The organism is Variovorax monticola (genome assembly GCF_051216855.1).
In the GTDB taxonomy this organism is placed as follows: Bacteria; Pseudomonadota; Gammaproteobacteria; order Burkholderiales; family Burkholderiaceae_C; genus Variovorax.
Genome location: NZ_JBPJZP010000009.1, coordinates 55973 through 78305 on the forward strand (window position 1 = coordinate 55973; position 22333 = coordinate 78305).

The following is a 22333-nucleotide window of genomic DNA, read 5'->3' on the forward strand; positions in this document are numbered from 1 at the left end:
ATGAAACAGTGGTTGCGTACGCAGGGTGGTTGGTGGCTGGCATGGCTGGCGCTGACCGCCGTGGGCGCGGTGTGGATCGCGCGCGCCGAGCTCGCGCAGATGCACCAGGACTTCGAGACCGACGTGCGCATCGCGCACCGCCTGCTGAGCCAGCAGATGGTGCAGTACGACGCCGTGCTGGCCACGCTCGCCTTGCTGGAGCCCAGCACCGGCGCGGACCGTCCGGAGCAGCGCCTGCCGTCGGTGTACTCGTCGATCCTTCGCGTACAGCGGCGCGAGCGTGACGAGCCCTGGCCCGACACCCCGCAGATGGGCACGACCGCGCAAGCGCTGGCCGCGGCGGAAGCGCGTTCGCGCGACCAGCACCGCGCCGAACTCGCCACGCTCGACCTGGCGCACGGCCGCTATGTGCTCGTGATGGGCGCCACGCCTTTCAGCTATGCGCTGGACATCGACCTGGCCGGCTCCGTGCCCTGGCGCGACTGGCCGATGAACCCGCAGCGCAGCCCGGTGCGTCTGAGCCTGCAGCGCGACGGGCAGCAACTGGTGCTGCAATCCGGCGTGCCGGCCGCCAGCGGCTGGCGCTTCGGGCTGACCAAGGCGCTGGCGTCGCCCAGCCAGCCTTTCGACGTGGTGGCCGAACGGCAGGTGGGGTGGGGCGAGCTGCCGTGGCGCGGCATCGCCGCCTGGGCGGCGGCCATGGCCGCGCTGCTGGCGGGGCTGTGGGCCGCGCAGCGCCAACGCGTCGCGCGACGGCGTGCCGAAGAGCTGCTGCGGCTCGGGCAGGTCGCGCGGCTCAACGCGCTGGGCGAGCTGTCGGCCGGACTGGCGCACGAACTCAACCAGCCGCTGACGGCGGTGCTGGCCAACGCGCAGGCCGCGCGCCGCCTGCTCGACGACGATCCGCCGGACCTGGCCACCGCCCGCGACGCGATGGGGCAGGCCGTGGAGCAAGCCCGCCGCGCGGCCGGCGTGGTAGGGCGCCTGCGGCGCGTCATCGAGCGGCCCGAAGCCGGCGGCGACATGAAGCCGCTGGTGTTGCAGGAGGTGGTGCGCAGCGCCATGCACCTGCTGGCGCCCGAGTTCGCGCAGCGCACCGTCGCCGCGCAGTTCGACGCCACGGCCCAGGCGCCGGTGCGCGTGCAGGCGGAAGCCGTGGCGCTGGAGCAGATCGTGCACAACCTGCTGATGAACGCGCTGCAGGCGCTCGACCTGGTGCCCGCCGCCGAACGCCGCCTCGTGGTGTCGGTCGGGCGCAACGGGCAAGAGGGCGTGCTCACCGTGACCGACAACGGCCGCGGCATTGCGCCCGAGGCGCTGCCGCGCCTGTTCGAGCCTTTCTTCAGCACGCGCGAAGGCGGCTTGGGGCTGGGCCTGAGCCTCAGTGAAACGCTGGCCAGCGGCATGGGCGGCAGCCTGGGCGCGGCCAACGTGTCGCCGCGCGGCGCGCGCTTCACCTTGCTGTTGCCGCTCGTCGCGCCCACCGCGGAGCGCGCGCCATGAACGCCCCCGCCACGCACCAGCCGCAGTCGCCGCTGATCCACCTGATCGACGACGACCAGGCGGTGCGCGACAGCCTGTCGCTGCTGATCGGCACGGTCGGCCTGCGCGTGCAGGCGTGGGCCGACCCGCAGGCCTTCATCGACGGCTTCGACCGTGCGAGCGTGGGCGCCATCGTGCTGGACGTGCGCATGCCCGGCATCAGCGGGCTCACGGTGCTCGACCGCCTGGTGACGCAGGGGGTGGACCAGCCGGTGATCATGCTCACCGGCCACGGCACCGTCGAGATGTGCCGCCGTGCCTTCAAGGCCGGCGCGGCCGAGTTCCTCGAAAAGCCGGTCGACGACGAGCAGCTGCTCGAAGCGTTGCAGCACGCGGTGCGTCAGCATGTGCGCTCGCGCGAACGTTCGCAGGCCGACAACGCGGCGCGTGAGCAGGTGGCGCAGCTGTCGGAGCGCGAGCGCGAGGTGCTGGCTTTCATCGTGCAGGGGCTCACCAACAAGGAGATCGCGCGCGAACTGGCGCTGTCACCGCGCACGGTCGAGACGCACCGCGCCAACCTGTTCGCCAAGCTCGGTTGCGATTCGCTGGCCCAGTTGATCCGGCGCTACGCCGTGCTGGTGGAGCGCACTGCGTAGTTCTACGGAGCGCCGCGCGTAGCCGTACGAATGGCTGCCTGGCCCCAGGTTTTCTACAGTGGCGCAGCCGTCGGCAACAGCCGGCGCGAACACCCGAATCCACTGGAGAAAACGAACAATGCAAACCATCCTTCGCCTGGGCAGCCTCGCTGTCCTGCTCGCCGCTTCGCTCGCGCAAGCCCAGACGCCCGCACCTGCGGTCCGCACCGAAAAGAACATGTCGCTGGCGCTGGCCAACCAGCTCGCGGCCGAAGCCGTGGCGGCCTGCGCGGCCAACGGCTACAACGTGGCGGCCACCGTGGTCGACCGCGCCGGCACCGTGCGCGCCGTGCAGCGCGCCGACAACGCCGGCCCGCACACGCTGGCGTCGAGCGAGCGCAAGGCCTGGACCTCGGCTTCGTCGAAGGCGCCCACGCAAGCCATGATGGAAGGCTCGCAGAAGAACCCGGGCGGCGCCAACCTGGTGTACCTGCCGGGCGTGCTGCTGCTGGGCGGCGGCGTGCCGGTGAAGTCGGGCAACGAAGTGATCGGCGCGGTCGGCGTGGGCGGCGCGCCCGGGGGCCACCTCGACGAGCAGTGCGCCAACGCGGCCATCGACAAGGTCAAGGGCCTGCTCTGATGTTCGCGCGCGGCATCTGGTCGGGCATGCTGGTCGCCGCGCTCGGGTTGGGCGCATCGGCAGGCACGCGAGCCCAGGTGCCGCCGCCCGCGGCCGAGGTGCTGGCCTATGACGGGTTGCACCAGGCTGCGTGGCACGGCGACCTGGCCAAGCTCAGGAGCCTGATCGCCTCTGGCGCGAACCTCGATGCGCGCGACACGCGCGGCCGCACCGCGCTGCAGGTCGCCACGCATGCGCGGCAGCGCGAGGCCGTCAAGCTGCTGGCCAGGGCCGGCGCCAACCTCGACCTGCTCGAGGACGACCGCTACGACGCGGTCACCATCGCGTCGGTGGCCGACGACGCCGCCACGCTCTCCCTTTTGCTGTCGCTCGGCGCCAATGCCGGGCAGACCACGAGCCGCTACGACGGCACCGCGCTGATCGCGGCCGCGCACCTCGGGCACGACGAAGTGGTGCGACGGTTGATCGCTGCCGGTGCGCCGCTGGACCACGTCAACAACCTGCACTGGACGGCGGTGATCGAATCGATCGTGCTCGGCGACGGCGGCCCGCGCCACCAGCGCACGCTGGCCGCGCTGGTCGATGCCGGCGCCAGCCTCGCGCTGGCGGACCGCCAGGGCAACACGCCGCTGCAGCTGGCGAAGGCACGCGGCTACACCGCCATGGTGAAACTGCTGGAAGAAGCGCGCACCAGCCGCAAAACGCGCGCAAGGTAGGTCGGCTCGGGGACAATCAGGCCTCGCCCCACGAGGAAACCGCCCCATGTACATGCCCCCGCAGTTCAACGCCAAGGACCCGGCCATCGCGCTCGAGCTGATGCGCTCGCACCCGTTCGCGAGCCTCATTTCGAACGACGACGACGGATTGCCGTACGTCTCGCACCTGCCGCTGGTGGCCGAACAGCGAGAGGGCGACGCGCTGGTGCTGTGGGGCCATTGCGCCAAGCCCAATCCGCACTGGCGCTACCTGCAGGCGCGACCCGGGGCGACCGTCACCTTTCTCGGCCCGCACGCCTACCTGTCGCCTTCGGTCTATCCCGACCTGGCCCGCGTGCCGACGTGGAACTACCTCGCCGTGCATTGCACCGTCGAGGCGCGGCTCGTCGAAGAGCCGGGCGCCAAGGACGTGCTGCTGAAGAAACTCATCGGGGACCACGAACCCGGCTATGCGCAGCAATGGCGCGACCTGGGCGAGGAGTTCCAGCTCAAGATGCTGGCCGGCATCGTCGGCTTCGAGCTGCGCGTGACGGCGCTGCAATGCAAGGTCAAGCTCAACCAGCACCGGCGCGAGTCGCATGCCGCGATGCACGCCATGTACAGCGCAGGCACGCCGCACGAGCAGGCATTGGCCGCGTGGATGGACCGCCTCGGAATGCCCGCGGAACAAGGCCGCTGAGATGCGCGGACTCGGACTGATCGGCCTCGTGCTGGCCCTGCTGATCGTCGGGCTGGTCGCGAAGAAGCAGATGACCAGCGTGGCCGCGCCCGTGGGCATGCCGCCGGTTGCCGGGGAGTCGCCCGGCACCGCCCACGACCAGGCGCAGCGTGTCCAACAGCAGGTCAAGGACGCGCTCGATGCAGCGGCCAGGACGCGCCAGATGCCCGATGACAACTGAGGCCGCCCCCGCAAGCCCGGCGAGCGACACGCACTGGATGGAGCTGGCGCTGGCCGAGGCGCGCCTGGCGGCCGCGGCGGGCGAGGTGCCCGTCGGTGCGGTGCTGGTGAAAGACGGCCGCCTGCTTGCGACCGGTCGCAACACCCCCGTGGCGCAGCACGACCCGAGCGCCCATGCCGAGATCAACGCGTTGCGCGCGGGCGCCGCGGCGCTGGGCAACTACCGGCTCGACGGCTGCGAACTGTTCGTCACGCTGGAGCCGTGCGCGATGTGTTCGGGCGCGATGCTGCATTCGCGACTGGCGCGCGTGGTGTTCGGCGCCGCGGACCCGAAGACCGGCGCGGCCGGGTCGGTGCTCGATCTTTTTGCCGAGCCGCGGCTGAACCATCGCACGCAGGTGCAGGGCGGGGTGCTGGCCGACGAATGCGCCGCGGTGCTGCAAGCTTTCTTCCAGCAACGCCGCAGCGCCGCTCGCGCGCAGGCCGAGCCCTTGCGGGACGACGCGTTGCGCACGCCGGCCGCGCGCTTCGCCGCGCTGCAGGGCTACGCCTTCGCACCGCAGCACGTGCAGGACCTGCCGGCGTTGCATGGCTGGCGCATGCATTACGTCGATGAAAGCGGTGAACCCAGTGAAGGCGAGAAGCTCGCTGGCTGCCTCTGCCTGCACGGGCCGGGCGAGTGGGGCTACTTCTTCCGTCACCTCGTGGGCCTGCCGGGCCTGCGCACGCTGGTGCCCGACCTGGTTGGCTTCGGCAAGAGCGACAAGCCCAAGCGCGAGACCACGCACACGCTGGCGTGGCATGGTGAAGTGCTGCGTGAATGGCTCGCGGGCGTGCAGGCCGGGCCACTGGTGCTGGTGCACAGCGCGGCCGCCAGCGCACTCGCCGCGCTGCTGCAGTCCGTCGCGCCTGAGCTTTTTGTCGCGACGCTCGTCGCGCCCGACGGCGACGAGCGCATCGAGGGTGCATGGCGCGCGCCGTACCCCGACCGTGGCTACGAAGCCGCGTTGCGCGCGCTCGGGCCGCTCGGGCCGCTCGCGTCGTCCTCGGGGCCGACGTTGGCGCAGGCACGGGCGCTCGCTCTCGAAGTGCGCAACGCAATGGGATACTCGGCCACGTGACCAAACACATCTACATCTATTCCCCCTCCAGTGCCATTCGCGACAAGGCCGCCTTTCGGCGCGGCGTGAAGCGCCTCGAGGCACTGGGCCATGAAGTCGAAGTCGACGACGCGGCACTCTCGGTGCACCAGCGTTTTGCAGGCAACGACGCCACGCGGCTCGCCGCGATTTCCCGCGCCGCCGCCAGCGGTGCCGACGTGGCGCTCATCGCGCGCGGCGGCTACGGCCTCACGCGCATCCTCGATGCGCTGCCGTACAAGGCCATCGCCAAGGCGATCGGCAAGGGCACCGAGTTCGTCGGCTGCAGCGACTTCACCGCGCTGCAGAACGCGCTGCTCGCCAAGACCGGCGCCGTCACGTGGGCCGGTCCCGCGGTCGGCGAAGACTTCGGCGCCGAAGCCGGTCCCGACGACATCATGGAAGCCTGCTTCGACGACCTCGTGAGCGGGCAGGGCGAAGGCACCGGCTGGCGCATGCCGGCGCGCGACGCCGAGCTGAAGTTCAAGCCCGTGCAGGACGCCGTGCTGTGGGGCGGCAATCTGTGCGTGCTGACGAGCCTGCTCGGCACGCCGTACTTTCCGGCGGTCGACAAGGGCGTGCTCTTCATCGAGGACACCAACGAGCATCCCTACCGCATCGAACGCATGCTCGACCAGTTGAAGATGGCCGGCGTGCTCGCGCGCCAGCGCGCCATCGTGTTCGGCCAGTTCACGGGGGTGCGCAAGGTGCCTGGCTATGACCGCGGCTTCGGCATCAACACCGTGATCGACCGGCTTCGCGCTTCGCTCAAGGTGCCCGTGCTGGCTGGCCTGCCGTTCGGCCACGTTGCCGCAAAAGTATTACTTCCAGTCGGCGCCAAAGTATCGATGGCGGCCGAAGGGCGCGACGTGTTTCTCGTCTGGGGTCACCGTCACGAAGCGGGCCACCACGATCACGATGGGCACGACCATCATCACCACGCGCATTGAGAAAAAGAAACGGCCCCGAAGGGCCGTTGCTGCTTGAATCGTGGATCAGAGCTCAGGCGTCGTGCGTGAAGCGCTGGTGGGCCCTGGGGCCCATAGAGCCGGGCAAGCCGCCCTTGAACATGCTGTTGATGGTTTTCATCTGATGGCGCGCCGCGGTTTCGCCGTCGATCGCGCTCAGCGCGATCATCACGTCCTGGCGCAGGTACCAGAGGGACTCGACATCGGCCGCAAAGCGCACGCGCTGGCTGACGCGCTGCACCGAATTGCCGCCATGGCCCTGGAGCACCGAGAGCATCGCCGTGCGGATGCGCCCCAATTGGCTCTCTGCGGCCCGGCGGGAACCGAAGCCGGGCACGTTCAGCAGGCGAAGAATGCGACGAAGGAGCATGGGACAAAAAGCGTATTGCCGAGAGCAGCGACGTTCGATACCTTAAGCGCCAGTTCACGATTGCACAAGATCCGGAACAGTGTTCCTTGTTTGTAAACAACACGCTTTACTTGGAGATCTTATTTGTCGTCTAGTTTTGTTTTCTAAAGTACTACATACAAGGAATGACTGTCTCGCATCTGATCTGTAGCAAGTTGCGTATACATGTAACGTCAACAAATATGGCGTGCAAGCCGGTCCACTTTTTGCGGCAATGTGCACGAGCAACGGAAATGGTTTGCAGGGTAACGTGGGGACTCGGCCATTCACCAACAGCGATCTGAAAACGAGAATCACAAGAACATGGGTGTCAATTCCACAGTCGTATTCGCGGACTTGACGGGAAGTACCAGGGTCTTCGAGGCCATGGGGAATGCGCGAGCCACGGAAACCGTCACACGGCTGACGCAATGGATCGGCGGCGTATGCCAGACGCACGGCGGCCGCGTCGTGAAGTCGCTCGGCGACGGCGTCTTCGCCATTTTTTCGACCGGTGCCGCCGCCACGCATGCGGTCATCGAACTGCAGCGCTATCACCAGAAGCGCCTGCTCGTGTGGCCGGAGCCGTTGCGCATGGCGCTGCAGATCGGCGTGGCGAGCGGCGAGGTGGTCGAGGTCGAGGGCGACTGCTACGGCGACGCCGTCAACCTGGCCTCGCGGCTCAGCGACCTGGCGGGGCCCGGCCAGATCTGGGTGACCGATGCGGTCATCTCGCAGCTGCATGAAGGTTCGGTGCAGCATCGCGACCTCGGTCTCATCAACATCCGCGGCCGCAGCGAGATGCCGGTCGTGCACCGCATCGACTGGCAGGAGGACGTGACCTCCTTTCTCACGGTGCCCGCCTCGCTCGCGCCGTCGCGCATGCCGGACTCCTCGTTCGGCCAGATCGAGCTCGCCTGGCTCGACGTGCGCTCGATGTTTCGCATCGAGCAGTTGCCCATCCACCTGGGCCGCGTCGACGACGCGCAGTTCGTGGTGAACGACCCGCGCGTGTCGCGGCTGCATGCGCGCATCGAGTTGCGCCAGGGCAGCTGCGTGCTGATCGACGTCAGCACCTACGGGACCTGGGTGCGCTTTCACGGCAACGGCGGCCCGAGCACCGAGATCGCGCTGCGCCGGCAGGAATGCGTGCTGCACGGCAGCGGCGAGATCGGACTGGGTGCGCCGTTGAGCGACTTCAGCGCGCCCACCATCGCCTTCAACACGACCGGCGGCGACGTGATGCTGTCGCGCCGCGAACTTGCGCGCTGACGGGCCGGCGCGACCGGTTGCTCACCTTCGGCCACCCGTTTTCGCTGCACCGCGTGCACCGCGGCACGTGCTGCGGCGTTGCTTGGGCACCCGGACAGCGTCCGCCCCCGGCCCTGGAGCTTCTGTGAACTTGAAAAATCAATCGTCTTTCTTCAAATGCGCCGCCTTGAGCGCCGTTGCCGCGGTCGCGCTGCTGGCGGCCGGTGCTGCCAGCGCGCGCGGCAGCTGGTCGGTGCAGATCGGCACGCCCGGCGTGGCCTACCCGGCGCCGTACTACGCGCCACCGCCCGCCTATGCGTACCCGGAGCCCGCGCCTGTCTACTACGAGGCACCCCCGCCGGTGTACTACCGGCCACCGCCACCCGTGTACTACCGGCCGGCACCCGTGTACGCGCCGCCGCCCGGCCGCGTGTACTACGGCCCCGGCTACCCGTACCGTCCGCCGAACGGCTGGTACGACGAACGCTATTGAGCGGCGGCCAGCCTGTCGGCCGCCCAGGCGGGTGAAGGCCTCCTGAACAAGGCATGCCAACTGGCATGCCATTTTTGTTTCAAGGAGTGACGAAAAAGTCACATAAATTCACATTTATGAGGCTCCGTCGCTGCTTCGGCAGTCCTGGAACACTGTTTTCAATGCGTTTTCGCAAGGCATGCCGCTTGCCTTGAGAGCTTCAACCCGCGCCGGAGCGCAGGAGGAGCGAGAACCATGGTGGAACAGTTCGACGACGTTGCCCAAGACCTGGCGCAGGGCGCGCCACCGTCCGATGCGTCGCGCCCGCTGAGGGCCACGGCGTTGTTTTCGATCGCTGCGGCGCTCGCCGCGTGCGGCGGTGGCGGCGGGGGTGGAGGAGGGGCCGGCGGCGCCTTCTTCCCCGTGGCCGGCAACGGCGGCGTGGCCGACCAGGCTGCGGTGGACACCGGCCCGTACCACTACCCCCAGGCCAAGACCGACGAAGAAGCCGCGCGCTTCCTGCTGCAGGCGCAGCTCTCCGCATCGGAGAAGGAAATCGCCGACGTGCGCGCCAAGGGCTACCTGCCCTGGCTCGCCGAGCAGTTCGGCGCGCCGCGCCAGCCCACCGCATGGGAGTGGGTCAACGCCAAGGCCTACGACACCGTGGATGCCGACGCCATGGTCTGGCGCCAGCTCATGACATCGGCCGACCCGGTGCGCAAGCGCATGGCGCTGGCGCTCAGCGAGATCTTCGTGGTCTCGTCCACCGACATCGGCTCCAGCTGGGCGACCGCCATGATGGCCCAGTACTGGGACACGCTGGTGAACGGCGTCACCGGCAACTTCCGCCAGCTGCTGGAAGACGTCACGCTCAACCCGGCGATGGGCTTCTACCTGAACACGCGCGGCAACCGCAAGGAAGACGCCTCGGGCCGCCAGCCCGACGAGAACTACGCGCGCGAAGTCATGCAGCTCATGAGCATCGGGCTTTACCAGCTCGAAGCCGACGGTTCCCGCAAGACCGGCGCCGACGGCCAGCCGATCGAGACCTACGTGCAAAGCGACGTGTCGAACCTGGCGCGCGTGTTCACCGGCTACAACCTGGACATTCGCGCCGCGGAGCGCAACGCCGTGCGCCCCAACCCGGCCTCCAGCAGCACCATCGAGTCCAACGCGTGGACCACGCGGCCCATGGCCTTCACGGCGGGCGACCACTCGATGCTGGAGGCGCGCTTTCTGGGCACCACCGTGCCCGCCGGCACGGCCGGGCCCGCGGCGCTGAAGATCGCGCTCGATGCGCTTTTCAACCACCCGAACGTCGGCCCCTTCATCGGCAGGCAGCTCATCCAGCGGCTGGTGACAAGCAACCCGAGCCCGGCCTACATGAAGCGCGTGTCGGACGCCTTCGCCAACAACGGCTCGGGCGTGCGCGGCGACATGAAGACCGTGTTCGCGGCCGTGCTGCTGGACGACGAGGCACGCGGACCCGCGGGGCTGAGCCAGGCCGACTTCGGCCGCCTGCGCGAGCCCATGCTGCGGCTCGTGCAATGGGGCCGCACCTTCGGCGTGAGCTCCGCCCGGGACGCCTGGAAGATCGGCAACACCTCCGACCCGAGCCAGAGCCTGGGCCAGAGCCCGCTGCGTTCGCCCTCGGTGTTCAACTTCTTCCGCCCCGGCTATGTGCCGCCCGCGACCGCCATCGCCGCCGGCAATCTGGTGGCGCCGGAGTTCCAGCTGGTCAACGAGACCAGCGTGGGCGGCTACCTCAACTTCCTGCAGAGCGTGCTGCCGAACGGCTTCGATGCCGGCGACGTCGCTGCGGGCTACGCGGCCGAGAAGGCGCTGGCCGGCGACCCGGCGGCCCTGGTGCGACGGCTCAACCTGCTGCTGGCCGCCAACCAGCTGTCGCCCGCCTCGGTGGCGCTGATTGCCGATGCGCTCTCGAAGGCGCCGCTGGCGAACCCCACCAACGACGCCGGCCGGCTGTTGCTGGTCTGCGCTGGCGTGCTGCTGGCGATGGGGTCGCCCGAATACCTGGTGCAGAAATAAAGAACGCAGGAGCAAGTCGCACATGTACCTGATCGACCCGTCCGAACATTCACGCCGCGCCTTTTTGCGCCGCGCGGGCCACCTCGCCATTGCCGGCACCGCGATGCCGTTCGCGCTCAACCTGGCCGCCATGGGCGAAGCCGCCGCGCAGGGCGCGCCCGGCGACGACTACAAGGCGCTGGTGTGCGTCTTCTTGTACGGCGGCAACGACTACGCCAACACCCTCGTCAACTACGACGCGGTCAGCTACGGCAAGTACAACGACATTCGCGGCGCCATCGCGCTGCCTTCGGATGCCGCGCTGGCGGCAACCGAACTGCGGCCCGCCGTGGCCCTGGCGGACGGGCGCAAGTACGCGCTGAACCCGTCGATGACCGGCCTGGCCACGCTCTTCGGCGAAGGCAAGATGGCGGTGCAGCTCAACGTGGGCCCGCTCGTCAAGCCGCTCACGCGGGCGCAGTACAACGGCGCCAACCGCAAGGACTTTCCGGTGCCGCCCAAGCTGTTCTCGCACAACGACCAGCAGTCGGTGTGGCAGTCGTCGTCGCCCGAAGGCTCCACCATCGGCTGGGGCGGCAACCTGGGCGACCTGGTGCTGTCGGGCCAGAAGGACGCCTCGCTCTTCACCTGCATCTCGGTGTCGGGCAACACCGTGTTCCTGTCGGGCGACGAGGCGCAGCAATACCAGGTCGGCACCGGCGGCGCGGTGCGCATCAACAGCGTGAGCCCGGCCTCCGGCAATGTCTACGGCTCCTCGGCGGTCAAAGCCGCGATGCAGCAGCTGGCGCAACAGTCGCGCGGCCACATGCTGGAGAACGAATACAACAAGGTCACCGCGCGCGCGACCACCGCCGAAGGCAAGGTGACAAGCGCCATTCAGCTGAACGACCTGAACGGCAATTTCCCGGCCAACGACTACCTGGCCGCCCAGCTCAAGATGGTGGCGCGCCTGATCCGCGGACGTGTCGCGCTGGGGGTCAAGCGCCAGGTGTTCTTCGTGTCGATGGGCGGTTTCGACCTGCACGACGACCTCGACACCAAGCAGGGCGGGCTGATGAAGAAGGTGTCCGACGCCATGACCGCGTTCCAGCGCCAGATGGAGGCCTTCAGCATCGCCGACAAGGTAACGGCCTTCACCGCCTCGGACTTCGGCCGCACCCTGACCAGCAACGGCAACGGTTCGGACCACGGCTGGGGCAGCCACCATTTCGTGGTGGGCGGCGCGGTCAGGGGCAAGGCTCTGTACGGCACGCCGCCGCCGGTGAGCGTGGGCAGCACCGCGAGCGACGAAGACCAGTGGCATGTGGGGCAGGGCCGGCTGCTGCCGACCACCTCGGTCGACCAGTACGCCGCCACGCTGGCCCGGTGGTTCGGCGTGCCCGATGCGCAGCTCGACGCCATCCTGCCCAACCTGAAGAACTTCGACAACGTGACCGCGCCGAGCGGCCTGACCTACCTGCGCAACATGGGATTCATGGCATGAATGCAATGAGCATCGGCGGCCTCGACGGCATGGACGGCGGCACCAGCGTGAACTTCGGCGCCGACCAGGCACCGCGCCCGTATCGCCCGCGCACCCTGGTGCGCAGCAACGAGGTGACGCGTGTGCGGCCCTTCCTCACGGTGGAGGCGGCCGTCACGGCCATCGAATCGCTGGACCGCGAGCTGCGAAAGTTCGAGCTCGCGGTGGCCGACAGCCTGCAGGACTACCTGGGCGTGCAGATGGCGCAGATCAACGACTGCGCGCTGGCCCGCGGCTGGGAGCCGCTCAGCTTCATGCAGAGGGAGGGGTTTCGCGTGTACCGCTACGAAGCCATGCGCCGCTACACGGGGCGCAGCAACCCGCAGCGCTAGCGCGTGCCGGCCAGGATCTGCTCCAGCCGGTCGATGTCGATGGGCTTTTGCAGATGGTGGTCGAACAGGCCTTCGGCCGCGTGGCCGCCGGTGTCCTGCGCCGAGAAGCCCGAGATGGCGACCAGCAGCTTCGGCGTGCCTTCGGCCGTGCTGGCGCGAAGCCGGCGCGCCACTTCGGTGCCCGGAAAGTCGGGCAGCGTGAGGTCGATCAGCGCCGCGTCGAAGCGCTCGGCGGCGGCCGCGTCCAGCGCCTGTTGCGCCGTGTAGGTGCAGCGCGCCGTGTGGTCCTGCAAGCTCAGCAATTCCTGCAACAGGTCGGCCGCGGCTTCGTTGTCGTCGACGATCAGCACATTCACGGAAAGCTCTCTTTGAAGTAGGTCGAATGTTGCAGTATCGCGGCGCCGAACGCGCCGCGCCGTAGGCGCATGCCTACGTTTGCGCTGCCGCCTGCGCTTCGGCCGCCTGCAGTGGCAGATCGACCACGAAACGCGAGCCTTCGCCCGGCGTGCTCTGCACGCCGATATGCCCGCCGTGCAGGCCCACGATCTTGCGCGTGATGTACAGCCCCAGGCCCAGCCCGGCCGCATGCTTGTGGCTGTCGGCGGTGCGCTCGAACTGCTCGAAGATGCGCTCCTGGTCTTCGGGCGCCACGCCGATGCCCTGGTCGCGCACGGCCACCTGCGCCATGCCGTCGACCGCGCGCACCACCATCTGAACCGGCTTGCCGCCGCCGTAGCGCAGCGCGTTCGTCAACAGGTTGGTCAGCACCTGCTCGATGCGGAACTCGTCCCACATGCCGCGCAACTCGGCCGGTGCGTCCAGCGTGATGACGGTGCCCGCGGCCTCGGCCTGCTGGCGCAGGTTCTCGACCACCGCGCGCGCCAGCTCGGCCAGGTCGACCGGCTTGGTCTGGATCGACAGCGCGTCGCGGCGCATGCGCGTCACGTCGAGCATGTCGTCGATCAGCCGCACCATGTTGCGGATCTGCCGCTGGTCGCGCTCGATCATCGCGGGCAGGCGATCGGGCGCGAAGTTGGCCAGGTTGCCCTTGGACAGGTGCAACTGCCGCAGCTGCGCCTCGAGGTACAGCGTGTTCAGCGGCGTGCGCAGCTCGTGCGACACCATCGACATGAAGTCGTCGCGCATGCGCACGGCGCGTTCCAGCTCGTGCTGGGTGTGCTGCAGTTGCGCCACCAGCTCTTCCTGCTTGCGGTGCGCCGCGGCCAGCGATTCCATTTCGTGGCGCAGGGCCTTGCGGTGCCGGTACAGGTCGACGAACACGTTCACCTTGCTGACCACCGCATGCGGGTCCAGCGGCTTGTGCAGGAAATCGACCGCGCCGCTTTCGTAGCCCTGGAACGCGTAGTTCAGCTCGCGCCCGGCGGCGCTCACGAAGATGAGGGGAATGTGCCGCGTGCGCTCGGTGCCGCGCATCAGCTCGGCCAGCTCGAAGCCGTTCATGCCGGGCATCTGCACGTCGACGATGGCCAGCGCGAACTCGTGCTCCAGAAGCAGCGCCAGCGCCGCCTCGGCGGAAGCCGCGCGGTACACCACGCGGCCCGGCGCGCGAATGAGCGCCTCCAGTGCCAGCAGGTTTTCCGGCAGGTCATCGACGATCAGCAGCTTGCTTTCGATGTCAATGTTCATGAACGGCCTCCAGTTGGAGCAGCAGTTCGCGCAGTTCGCGCAAGGGGAGCACGTAGTCGGGGGCGTGGCGCGCGATGGCGGCTTGGGGCATGGTGGAAATCTGGGCTTCTTGCGGGTCCTGGACGGCGGTAAGGCCGCCGGCCAGGTGAATGCGGTGGAGGCCTTCGGCGCCGTCGTAGTTCGCGCCGGTCAGCAGAAAGCCCGCGAGGGCGGGGCCGTAGGCGTCGGCGGCCGAGCTCATCAGCACGTCGATCGACGGCCGCGAGAACAGCACGGGCGGCTCGCAGCTCAGCGAGAACGCCCGCTCGCGCTCGATCGACAGGTGGTAGCCCGGCGGCGCGAAGTAAAGGCTGCCGCCCGCGAGCGGCATCTTGTCGGCCGCCTCGTGCACGGGAATCGGCAGGCGCTGGGCGAAGATCTCGGCCAGGTGGCTGTCGTGGTCCTCGGGCAGGTGCAGCACCACCGCCATCGGCAGTTGCCAGGTGGCGGGCAAGCCGTGCAGCAGCGTGGTCAGCGCTTCGATGCCGCCGGCCGAGGCGCCGAGCACCACGGCGTCCACGCGCTTGTGAAGGGATGAACGCAGCTGCTTTCTCATGCGAGCTTGCGGTAGATGCGCTCGACGCGGGCGTGCGTCTCGAAGCGGTCGGCGTAGCCCGAGAAGTCGATGCTCTCCTTGGAGCCCAGGCCGAGAAAGCCGCGGTGCGACAGCGACTCGTGGAACAGGCCCAAGGCCCGGTCCTGCAGTTGCCTGTTGAAGTAGATCAGCACGTTGCGGCACGACACCAGCTGCGTTTCCGCGAACACGCTGTCGGTGGCCAGGCTGTGGTCGGCAAAGATCACGTCGGCGCACAGCGAGGGGTCGAAGCGGGCGGCGTCGTAGGCGGCGGTGTAGTAGTCCGAGAACGAACTGCGCCCGCCCGCGCGCTGGTAGTTGGTGGTGTAGCCGCTGATCGCATCCATCGGAAAGATGCCGTGGCGTGCCTTTTCCAGGGAGGCCGGGTTGATGTCGGTGGCGTAGATCTGCGTGCGCGCCAGCAGGCCCTCTTCGCGCAGCAGGATGGCCAGCGAGAACACCTCCTCGCCGGTGCTGCACCCCGCCACCCACACCTTCACCGAAGGGTAGGTGTGCAGGATCGGCACCACGTGCTGGCGCAGCGCCAGAAAGTACGGCGGGTCGCGGAACATCTCGCTCACCGGAATGGTCAGGAACTGCAGCAGCCGCCCGAACAGGCCCGGGTCGCGCAGCACCTTGTCCTGCAGCGCCGAGATGCTGGGCAGCCCGAGCTGGTCGAGCGCATGCAGCACGCGGCGCTTCTGCGAGGCCACGGTGTAGTTGCGAAAGTCGTAGCTGTACTTGAGGTAGATCGCCTCCATCAGCAGGCGCAGCTCGATCTCGGTGTCGCTGAGCGGGTGCGCCTGCGGGGAGGCGGTGGCGGATGTCGGCTTCGCGGACGGTCGGGTCATAGGCGCTCCATCTTGGGCATCCACACGCGCAGCATCGAGAACAGGCGCTCCAGGTCCACCGGCTTGGCGAGGTAGTCGTTGGCACCGGCGGCCAGGCATTGCTCGCGGTCGTCCTTGGTGGCCTTGGCGGTGATGGCGATCACCGGCATCTTCTCGAAGCGCGGGTTGGCGCGCAGCCGGCGCGTGGCCTCCAGGCCGTCCATCTCCGGCATCATCACGTCCATCAGCACCAAGTCGATCTCGCTGACCTGGTCGAGCTTTTCCAGCGCTTCGCGGCCGTTGCGGCCGATCTCGACCATGGCGCCGCGCGCCTCCAGCGCGCTGGTCAGCGCGAAGATGTTGCGCACGTCGTCGTCCACCAGCAGGATGGTGCGGCCCTCGAAGATGCGGTCGCGCCCACGCACCGTCTTCAGCATGCCCTGGCGCTCGGTGGACAGCTCGGCCTCCACCTTGTGCAGGAACAGCGTTACCTCGTCGAGCAGGCGCTCGGGCGAGCGCGCGCCCTTGATGATGATCGAGCGCGAGTAGCGCTGCAGCTCGGTTTCTTCGTCGCGCGTGAGGTTTCGCCCGGTGTACACGATGACCGGCGGGAACGACACGATTTCTTCGGCCGCCATGGCCTTGAGCAGCTCGCTGCCCTGCATGTCGGGCAGCTTCAGGTCGGTGATCATGCAGTCGAACACACGGGTGCGCAGCAGCTCCAGCGCCTCTTCGCCCGAGCCGACCGCCACGATCTCGATGTCGTCGTCGCCGATCAGGCGGATCACGCTCTCGCGCTGCAGCGCGTCGTCCTCCACCAGCAGCACGACCTTGACCTTCTGCGTGAGCTTGTCCTCCAGCCGGCCGAACACCTTCATCAGTTCGTCGCGCGTGGCGGGCTTCAGCGCAAAGCCGATGGCGCCCATCTGCAGCGCGGCGCCCTGGGCGTTGTCGGCGGCCGACACCACGTGGATGGGAATGTGGCGCGTGTGCGGCGAGTCCTTCAGGCGCTGCAGCACGTCCAGCCCGGTGCTGTCGGGCAGGCGCATGTCGAGCAATATCGCGTCGGGCAGGAACTGCGTGGCCAGCTCGAAGCCGTCGTTCGCGCCGTGCGCCACCAGGCACCGGTAGCCCAGTTCGTGCGCCAGGTCGTAGAGGATGTGCGCGAACTGCGGCTCGTCCTCGATCACCAGCACGCGGCGCACCTGGTCGCGCGGAAGCGTGCGGTCGTCGGCGAACTGGGGTGCGGGCACGGGGGTTGTCTTGGGCGCCTGGGGTGCGGCAGGCACGGCCATGGCGCGGGGCGAGTAGATCGCCGAGTGCGGAGGCGGCGCGAAAGACGAATGCGACGAATGCGAGGAAGGGGTGGAAGGGGAGGGCGCAGAGAAAAAGGACGAGGAAGACGACGAAGCTGCGTCCGCCTGCGGCGCCCTGGCCGGCAGCTCCAGCACGAAGGTGCTGCCTTGGCCGGGTGTGCTGCTCACGGTGAGCTTGCCGCCCAGCAGCTGTGTGAGGTCGCGCGAAATCGACAGGCCCAGGCCGGTGCCGCCGTAGCGGCGGCTGGTGGTGCCGTCGGCCTGGCGGAAGGCCTCGAAGATCAGTTCGTGCTGCTGCGGGTCGATGCCGATGCCCGAGTCGGACACAGCGAAGGCCGCGCCGCCGTCCGCGGTCGGCGACACCACCAGCGCCACTTCGCCCCGGTCGGTGAACTTCAGCGCGTTCGACAGCAGGTTCTTCAGAATCTGCTCCACGCGCTGGCGGTCGGTGACCAGCGTGGCCGGCGCATCGGGCCGGATCTCCAGCCGAAAGCCCAGGTTCTTCTGCGTCGACAGCGGGCTGAAGGTGCTCTCCAGGCTCTGCGCCAGCTTGGCGAGCGACATGTCTTCGGTCACCACCTCGAGCTTGCCGGCCTCGACCTTGGCGATGTCCAGGATGTCGTTGATCAGCACCAGCAGGTCGTTGCCCGACGCGTAGATGGAGTCGGCGAACTTCACCTGCTCCGCCGTGAGATTGCCCTGCGGGTTGTCGCCCAGCAGCTTGGCCAGGATGAGCGCGCTGTTGAGCGGCGTGCGCAGCTCGTGCGACATGTTGGCCAGAAACTCCGATTTGTAGCGGCTGGAGCGCTGCAGTTCGTCGGCGCGGTCTTCCAGGTCGCGCTGCACGCGTCGCAGCGCGGTGTTGCGCTGGTCCAGCGCCTCTGTGCGTTCCGAGAGCTGGCTGTTGGTCTGCTCCAGCTCGGCCTGCTGGTTCTCCAGCATGGCCTGCGAGGCGCGCAGGGCGCGCGACTGTTCCTCGAGTTCTTCGTTGGCGGTGCGCAGTTCTTCCTGCTGTACCTGCAGCTCTTCGTTGAGCTGCTGGGTTTCGGCCAGCACGTCCTGCAGCTGCTCGCGGTAGCGCGCCGCCGCCAGCGAGGTGCCGATGTCGTCGGCCACCACGTCCAGCAGCTGGCTGCAGCGATCGTCCAGCGGGCCCGGCAGGCCGAGCTCGATCACGCCGTTGACCGCGCCACCGTCCGTCACCGGCAGCAGCAGCACGGCCTTGGGCGACATCTGGCCCAGGCCGGAGTTGACCTTCAGGTAGTCGGCGTCGACCGGGTCGATCAGCATGCGGCGGCGTTCGGCCGCGGCCTGGCCGATCAGGCTCTCGGTGGGGGAGAACACCTGCGGCGTGGCCTCGGAGGCGCTCGAGAATCCGTAGCTCGCCGCCCGGCGCAGCGGGCCGTGGCGCTCGCGCACGTACAGCGCACCGACCGAGGTGCCCAGGTGGCGCGAGAAGAACGCGAGCACCTTGCGGCCCATGTCCGGCGCGCTCAGCTCGCCGACCAGGTCGCCCACCAGCTCGGTCTGCGCGCTGCGCAGCCAGGCCTCGTGGACGAGCCGCTCCGCATGGGCGGCCTGTTCCTTCAACACCACGTCGTAGCCGTCGGACAGCCGCACCAGCTGCCGCCGGCCGAAGTAGGCCACCAGGCCGGTGAAACCCGCCGTGAACAGCAGGAACAGGCCGACCGTCCACCAGGCGGTGCGGTTGGCGTCGTTGTTGCGCTGAAAGCGCAGCGCCTGCTCGGTGTCCATGAACGCGGTGAACTCCGCGCGCATGTCGTCGGTCAGCCGCTTGCCGCGGCCCAGGCGCACCTGGGCCTGGGCGTCTTCGCCGGCGCGGCGGGCGGCGATCAGGCTGCGCGCGAACTCCAGCCAGGTGGCCTGGATGCCCGCGATGCGGTCGATGCGCTCCACCTGCTGGCGGTTGTCGGACACCAGCTCGCGCAACGCGGCCGTGTCGCCCTTCATGCGCGGCACCGCGCTCTGGTAGGGCTCCAGAAAACTCTCGTCGCCGGTGATCAGGAAGCCGCGCATGCCGGTTTCCATGTCGATGCCCTGGCGCTGCAGCTCGCTGGCGGCACGGGTGACGCGGTCGGTGTGCTCGACCCAGCCGATGGCGTTGAGCAAGAACAGGATCAGCCCGACGAACACCACGGCGCCGAATACGCCGCCGATCAGCGGCAGCTTGATGTTGCGGCCCAGCAGCCGTTCAAAGTCTTCGGGGTCGATCGCTGCGGGAGTATTCATCGGACGCATTTGTAAGCAAAACTTGTCAAGTCTTGCCGAAAAAATCAGGTCACCCTGTCGGAGAAAGCCCCGTCAGGACAAGAAGGTGAGTGAGGTCCTAGTCTGAGGCATGCCTCGCTATACTGTGAATTCATACAGTCAAAGCGAGATGGGCCCCGTACCCTCCAGCCCGCAAGCCGCGGCACCCCTTGTTGCGCACGTCGTTTCCGTCAAGGCCCTGTGCGCTTTCGGCGCGAAGGCGGGCGACCTCGACCTGCGCTTCGTGCCCGCGCCCAGCGCGCAGGAAGGCATGGCCGGGCATGCGCTGGTGCAGAACCGGCGCGGCGACGGGTACGCCAGCGAGGTCGGGCTCGACACCACCTGCGGCGCGCTGAGGGTGCGCGGTCGCGCCGACGGCTACGAAGTGCGCAGGGGGCAACCGGCCCGGGTCGAGGAAATCAAGACCTTCCGCGGCAACTTCGACGCCATTCGCGGCAACCACCGCGCCCTGCACTGGGCGCAGGCCCGCACCTATGGCTGGATGCTGTGCGAACTGAACGGCCACGAAGAAATGACCGTGGCGCTGGTCTACCTCGACCTGGCCAGCGGCGATGAAACCGTGCTCGAGGAGCACCACACCCGCGATGCGTTGCGCGCGCACTTCGAGGCGCTGTGCGACCGATACAGCGCATGGGCTGCGAGCGAGGCCAGCCACCGCGCCGCGCTCGACCAGACCCTGGCCCGGCTCGAATTCCCGTACCGCAGCTTTCGCACCGGCCAGCGCGAACTGGCCGAAGCCGTCTACCGCGCGGCCGTGAACGGCCGCTGCCTCATGACGCAGGCGCCCACCGGTATCGGCAAGACGCTGGCCACCCTCTTTCCGCTGCTCAAGGCGCGGGCCGCGGGAAAGATCGACAAGATCTTCTTTCTCACCGCCAAGACCTCGGGCCGCCCGGTGGCGCTCGACGCACTGCGCGTGCTCGACAAGGGGCAGGGCGAAGGGAAGGGGGCCGGCCGGCTGCGCGTGCTCGAACTCGCGGCCCGTGAAAAGGTGTGCGAGTACCCCGACCGCGCCTGCCACGGCGACGCCTGCCCGCTGGCCAAGGGCTTCTACGACCGGCTGCCCGCCGCGCGCGAGCAGGCCGCGCAGGCCGCCTGGCTCGACCGGCAGGCGCTGCGCGACATTGCGCTCGCGCATGCGGTGTGCCCGTATTTCCTCGCTCAGGAAATGACCCACTGGGCCGACGCCGTGGTGGGCGACTACAACTACTACTTCGACAGCAGCGCCTTTCTCTACGCCACCATGCGCGACGCCGACTGGCGGGTGGCCGTGCTGGTGGACGAGGCCCACAACCTGCTGGAGCGCGCGCGCGGCATGTACACCGCGGCGCTCGAAGGCGCCGCGCTCGAAGAAGCCCACCGCGTGGCACCCGCCGCCCTGCGCGGCCCGCTGGCCCGGCTGTTCCGCGAATGGGACACCGTGCAGCAGGCGCAGCAGGCCGACTACGAAACCGGCGACGAGATTCCCGAGCGCTTCCTGCGCACCCTGCAGGCCGCCAACACCGCCATGGCCGAGTACTTCGCGGAAACGCCCGAGGCGTCGCAGGGGCCGCTGCAGCGCTTTTTCTTCGACGCGCTGCACTTCGCCCGGCTGGCCGAGGCCTTCAGCGACCACTCGGTGTTCGAGCGCACGCTGGGCGCCGCGCAGCACGACCGCACCCTGGCCATTCGCAACCTCGTGCCCGCGCCGTTCCTGGCCGCGCGCTTCGGCGACGCGGTGTCGGTCACCTGCTTCTCGGGCACGCTGTCGCCCTTCGCGTTCTACCGCGACGCGCTCGGCCTGCCCGAAGACACCGCCTTGCTCGACGTGGCCTCGCCCTTCACCAGCCAGCAGCTGCGCGTGGAGGTGGCCATGCACGTGTCCACCCGCTTTCGCGACCGCGCGGGCTCGCTGCGCCACGTGGCCGACATCATCGGCGCGCAGTTCGAGCGCGCGCCGGGCAACTACCTGGCCTTCTTCAGCAGCTTCGACTACCTCGACAAGGCCTGCGCCGCGTTCTCGCTGCTGCACCCCAGCGTGCCGGTGTGGACGCAGACGCGCGGCATGCGCGAGGACGACCGCCACGGCTTCATCGCGCGCTTCGAGGAGGGCGGGCAGGGCATCGGCTTCGCGGTGCTCGGCGGCGCCTTCGGCGAAGGCATCGACCTGCCGGGCAGCCGGCTCATCGGTGCCTTCGTGGCCAGCCTGGGGCTGCCGCAGTACAACGCGCTGAACGAGATCACGCGCGAGCGCATGCAGACGCGCTTCGGCAAGGGCTACGAGTACACCTACCTCTACCCGGGCCTCCAGAAGGTGGTGCAGGCCGCCGGCCGCGTGATCCGCACCGAGGAAGACCGGGGCGTGCTGCACCTGCTGGACGACCGCTTCGCGCGCGCCGAAATCCGCGAACTGCTGCCGCGCTGGTGGCACGTGCAGCTGGCGGGAGGGGCATGACCGCGCGCGGTGGCAGGCGCCTCGAACATGCGGGCCAGCCCGACCTGTTCGGCGAAGCACCCAGCGCGGTCATCGAAGGGCTGCGCTACGAAAACGGCTTTCTTTCTGCGCAGCAGGAGGCCGGCCTGCTGCGCCTTGTGCAGGGCCTGCCGCTGAAAGAGATGCGCTACAAGGAATACACGGCGCGCCGGCGCGGCATCGGCTACGGCGGCAGCCACGACTTCGACACGAACACGCTCAAGCCCGGCGCGCCGCTGCCCGAGCTGCTGCACCCGCTGCGGAACAAGGCGGCGGCGTGGGCCGGCATCGCGCCCGAAGCGCTCACGCACGCGCTGATTGCCGAATACCGCCCCGGCACGCCGCTGGGCTGGCACCGCGACGTGCCGGATTTCGAGGACATCGTCGGCGTCTCGTTGCACGGCGACGCGGTGATGCAGTTCAGGCCCTGGGTGCCCGGTGCGCCGGCCTCGGGGCCGAGCGTGCTGGAGTTGCTGATCGAGCCGCGCTCCATCTACGTGTTGCGCGGGCCGGCGCGCTGGGCCTGGCAGCATGCCATTGCGCCGACCGAGGCGCTGCGCTACGCCATCACCTTGCGAACGCGACGAACGGGCCGGGCAGCCCCGCCCTGAACCGCCGGATGCCCCCGGCTGCCGCCGCTCCTACAGGGGGCGACGCCCATTCCCGACGATGCCGGACACGCAGGCTGTCTACC

General features: G+C 68.9%; 21 protein-coding genes. 15 read left to right on the top strand and 6 right to left on the bottom strand.

Features of this window, described 5'->3' with window-relative positions; all coding sequences use genetic code 11:
• From ACSFA5_RS29770 to ACSFA5_RS29805, 8 genes are all read left to right on the top strand, one after another.
• Nucleotides 1–1503 carry a sensor histidine kinase gene (locus ACSFA5_RS29770; protein ID WP_435447648.1) on the top strand — a complete coding sequence of 501 codons (1503 nt, stop codon included), beginning with the start codon at nucleotides 1–3 and terminating at the stop codon, nucleotides 1501–1503.
• Nucleotides 1500–2138: a response regulator transcription factor gene (locus ACSFA5_RS29775; RefSeq protein ID WP_435447649.1), complete on the top strand. Its 639-nt coding sequence runs from the start codon at nucleotides 1500–1502 to the stop codon at nucleotides 2136–2138. Before ACSFA5_RS29770 ends, ACSFA5_RS29775 begins: the two co-directional genes overlap by 4 nt.
• 118 nt (nucleotides 2139–2256) lie before the next feature.
• On the top strand, nucleotides 2257–2757 hold the full coding sequence (locus ACSFA5_RS29780; protein ID WP_435447650.1) for a GlcG/HbpS family heme-binding protein: 501 nt from the start codon (nucleotides 2257–2259) through the stop codon (nucleotides 2755–2757).
• Complete coding sequence (locus ACSFA5_RS29785; protein WP_435447651.1) at nucleotides 2757–3473, top strand: ankyrin repeat domain-containing protein; 717 nt, start codon at nucleotides 2757–2759, stop codon at nucleotides 3471–3473. The genes ACSFA5_RS29780 and ACSFA5_RS29785 overlap by 1 nt, the downstream gene beginning before the upstream one ends.
• 46 nt (nucleotides 3474–3519) lie before the next feature.
• A complete protein-coding gene (locus ACSFA5_RS29790) occupies nucleotides 3520–4152 on the top strand; it encodes an FMN-binding negative transcriptional regulator (protein ID WP_435447652.1) in 633 nt (210 codons plus the stop codon).
• Nucleotide 4153: 1 nt separating this feature from the next.
• The gene (locus ACSFA5_RS29795) at nucleotides 4154–4372 is read left to right on the top strand and encodes a hypothetical protein (protein WP_435447653.1); all 219 of its coding nucleotides are present in this window, start codon (nucleotides 4154–4156) and stop codon (nucleotides 4370–4372) included.
• Nucleotides 4362–5492 (top strand): tRNA adenosine(34) deaminase TadA, encoded by a 1131-nt coding sequence (gene tadA / locus ACSFA5_RS29800; protein ID WP_435447654.1) that lies wholly within the window; start codon nucleotides 4362–4364, stop codon nucleotides 5490–5492. Before ACSFA5_RS29795 ends, tadA begins: the two co-directional genes overlap by 11 nt.
• Complete coding sequence (locus ACSFA5_RS29805) at nucleotides 5489–6460, top strand: LD-carboxypeptidase (RefSeq protein ID WP_435447655.1); 972 nt, start codon at nucleotides 5489–5491, stop codon at nucleotides 6458–6460. The genes tadA and ACSFA5_RS29805 overlap by 4 nt, the downstream gene beginning before the upstream one ends.
• A 52-nt stretch (nucleotides 6461–6512) precedes the next feature.
• Here the strand turns inward: ACSFA5_RS29805 and ACSFA5_RS29810 are convergent, their stop codons facing one another.
• Nucleotides 6513–6848: a hypothetical protein gene (locus ACSFA5_RS29810; protein ID WP_435447656.1), complete on the bottom strand. Its 336-nt coding sequence runs from the start codon at nucleotides 6846–6848 to the stop codon at nucleotides 6513–6515.
• Nucleotides 6849–7190: 342 nt separating this feature from the next.
• Here ACSFA5_RS29810 and ACSFA5_RS29815 point away from each other — a divergent pair, with 342 nt between their 5' ends.
• The 5 genes from ACSFA5_RS29815 to ACSFA5_RS29835 all read left to right on the top strand — a co-directional run bounded on the left by ACSFA5_RS29815 (nucleotide 7191) and on the right by ACSFA5_RS29835 (nucleotide 12492).
• Nucleotides 7191–8138 carry an adenylate/guanylate cyclase domain-containing protein gene (locus ACSFA5_RS29815; RefSeq protein WP_435447657.1) on the top strand — a complete coding sequence of 316 codons (948 nt, stop codon included), beginning with the start codon at nucleotides 7191–7193 and terminating at the stop codon, nucleotides 8136–8138.
• A gap of 166 nt (nucleotides 8139–8304) precedes the next feature.
• Nucleotides 8305–8610, top strand: coding sequence for a hypothetical protein (locus ACSFA5_RS29820; RefSeq protein ID WP_435447659.1), 306 nt, complete (start codon nucleotides 8305–8307; stop codon nucleotides 8608–8610).
• 234 nt (nucleotides 8611–8844) lie between these two features.
• Nucleotides 8845–10638 (top strand): DUF1800 domain-containing protein, encoded by a 1794-nt coding sequence (locus tag ACSFA5_RS29825; protein WP_435447660.1) that lies wholly within the window; start codon nucleotides 8845–8847, stop codon nucleotides 10636–10638.
• Between the two features lie 22 nt (nucleotides 10639–10660).
• Nucleotides 10661–12121 carry a DUF1501 domain-containing protein gene (locus ACSFA5_RS29830; protein ID WP_435447661.1) on the top strand — a complete coding sequence of 487 codons (1461 nt, stop codon included), beginning with the start codon at nucleotides 10661–10663 and terminating at the stop codon, nucleotides 12119–12121.
• Nucleotides 12118–12492: a hypothetical protein gene (locus ACSFA5_RS29835; protein WP_435447662.1), complete on the top strand. Its 375-nt coding sequence runs from the start codon at nucleotides 12118–12120 to the stop codon at nucleotides 12490–12492. Before ACSFA5_RS29830 ends, ACSFA5_RS29835 begins: the two co-directional genes overlap by 4 nt.
• Here ACSFA5_RS29835 and ACSFA5_RS29840 read toward each other — a convergent pair.
• From ACSFA5_RS29840 to ACSFA5_RS29860, 5 genes are all read right to left on the bottom strand, one after another.
• The gene (locus ACSFA5_RS29840) at nucleotides 12489–12848 is read right to left on the bottom strand and encodes a response regulator (RefSeq protein WP_435447663.1); all 360 of its coding nucleotides are present in this window, start codon (nucleotides 12846–12848) and stop codon (nucleotides 12489–12491) included. The two genes, ACSFA5_RS29835 and ACSFA5_RS29840, sit on opposite strands and share 4 nt — an antisense overlap.
• A gap of 73 nt (nucleotides 12849–12921) precedes the next feature.
• Entirely contained in the window at nucleotides 12922–14139 is a 1218-nt protein-coding gene (locus ACSFA5_RS29845) for a hybrid sensor histidine kinase/response regulator (RefSeq protein WP_435447664.1), read from the bottom strand.
• Nucleotides 14129–14734 (bottom strand): chemotaxis protein CheB, encoded by a 606-nt coding sequence (locus tag ACSFA5_RS29850; protein ID WP_435447665.1) that lies wholly within the window; start codon nucleotides 14732–14734, stop codon nucleotides 14129–14131. Before ACSFA5_RS29850 ends, ACSFA5_RS29845 begins: the two co-directional genes overlap by 11 nt.
• Nucleotides 14731–15603 (bottom strand): CheR family methyltransferase, encoded by an 873-nt coding sequence (locus ACSFA5_RS29855; protein ID WP_435447666.1) that lies wholly within the window; start codon nucleotides 15601–15603, stop codon nucleotides 14731–14733. The genes ACSFA5_RS29850 and ACSFA5_RS29855 overlap by 4 nt, the downstream gene beginning before the upstream one ends.
• On the bottom strand, nucleotides 15600–19148 hold the full coding sequence (locus ACSFA5_RS29860) for a response regulator (protein WP_435447667.1): 3549 nt from the start codon (nucleotides 19146–19148) through the stop codon (nucleotides 15600–15602). The genes ACSFA5_RS29855 and ACSFA5_RS29860 overlap by 4 nt, the downstream gene beginning before the upstream one ends.
• Nucleotides 19149–19296: 148 nt before the next feature.
• Here ACSFA5_RS29860 and ACSFA5_RS29865 point away from each other — a divergent pair, with 148 nt between their 5' ends.
• Together ACSFA5_RS29865 and ACSFA5_RS29870 are read left to right on the top strand one after the other, a co-directional pair.
• Nucleotides 19297–21621 carry a helicase C-terminal domain-containing protein gene (locus ACSFA5_RS29865; RefSeq protein ID WP_435447668.1) on the top strand — a complete coding sequence of 775 codons (2325 nt, stop codon included), beginning with the start codon at nucleotides 19297–19299 and terminating at the stop codon, nucleotides 21619–21621.
• Nucleotides 21618–22250 (top strand): alpha-ketoglutarate-dependent dioxygenase AlkB, encoded by a 633-nt coding sequence (locus ACSFA5_RS29870; RefSeq protein WP_435447669.1) that lies wholly within the window; start codon nucleotides 21618–21620, stop codon nucleotides 22248–22250. Before ACSFA5_RS29865 ends, ACSFA5_RS29870 begins: the two co-directional genes overlap by 4 nt.
• Nucleotides 22251–22333 lie beyond the last annotated feature (83 nt).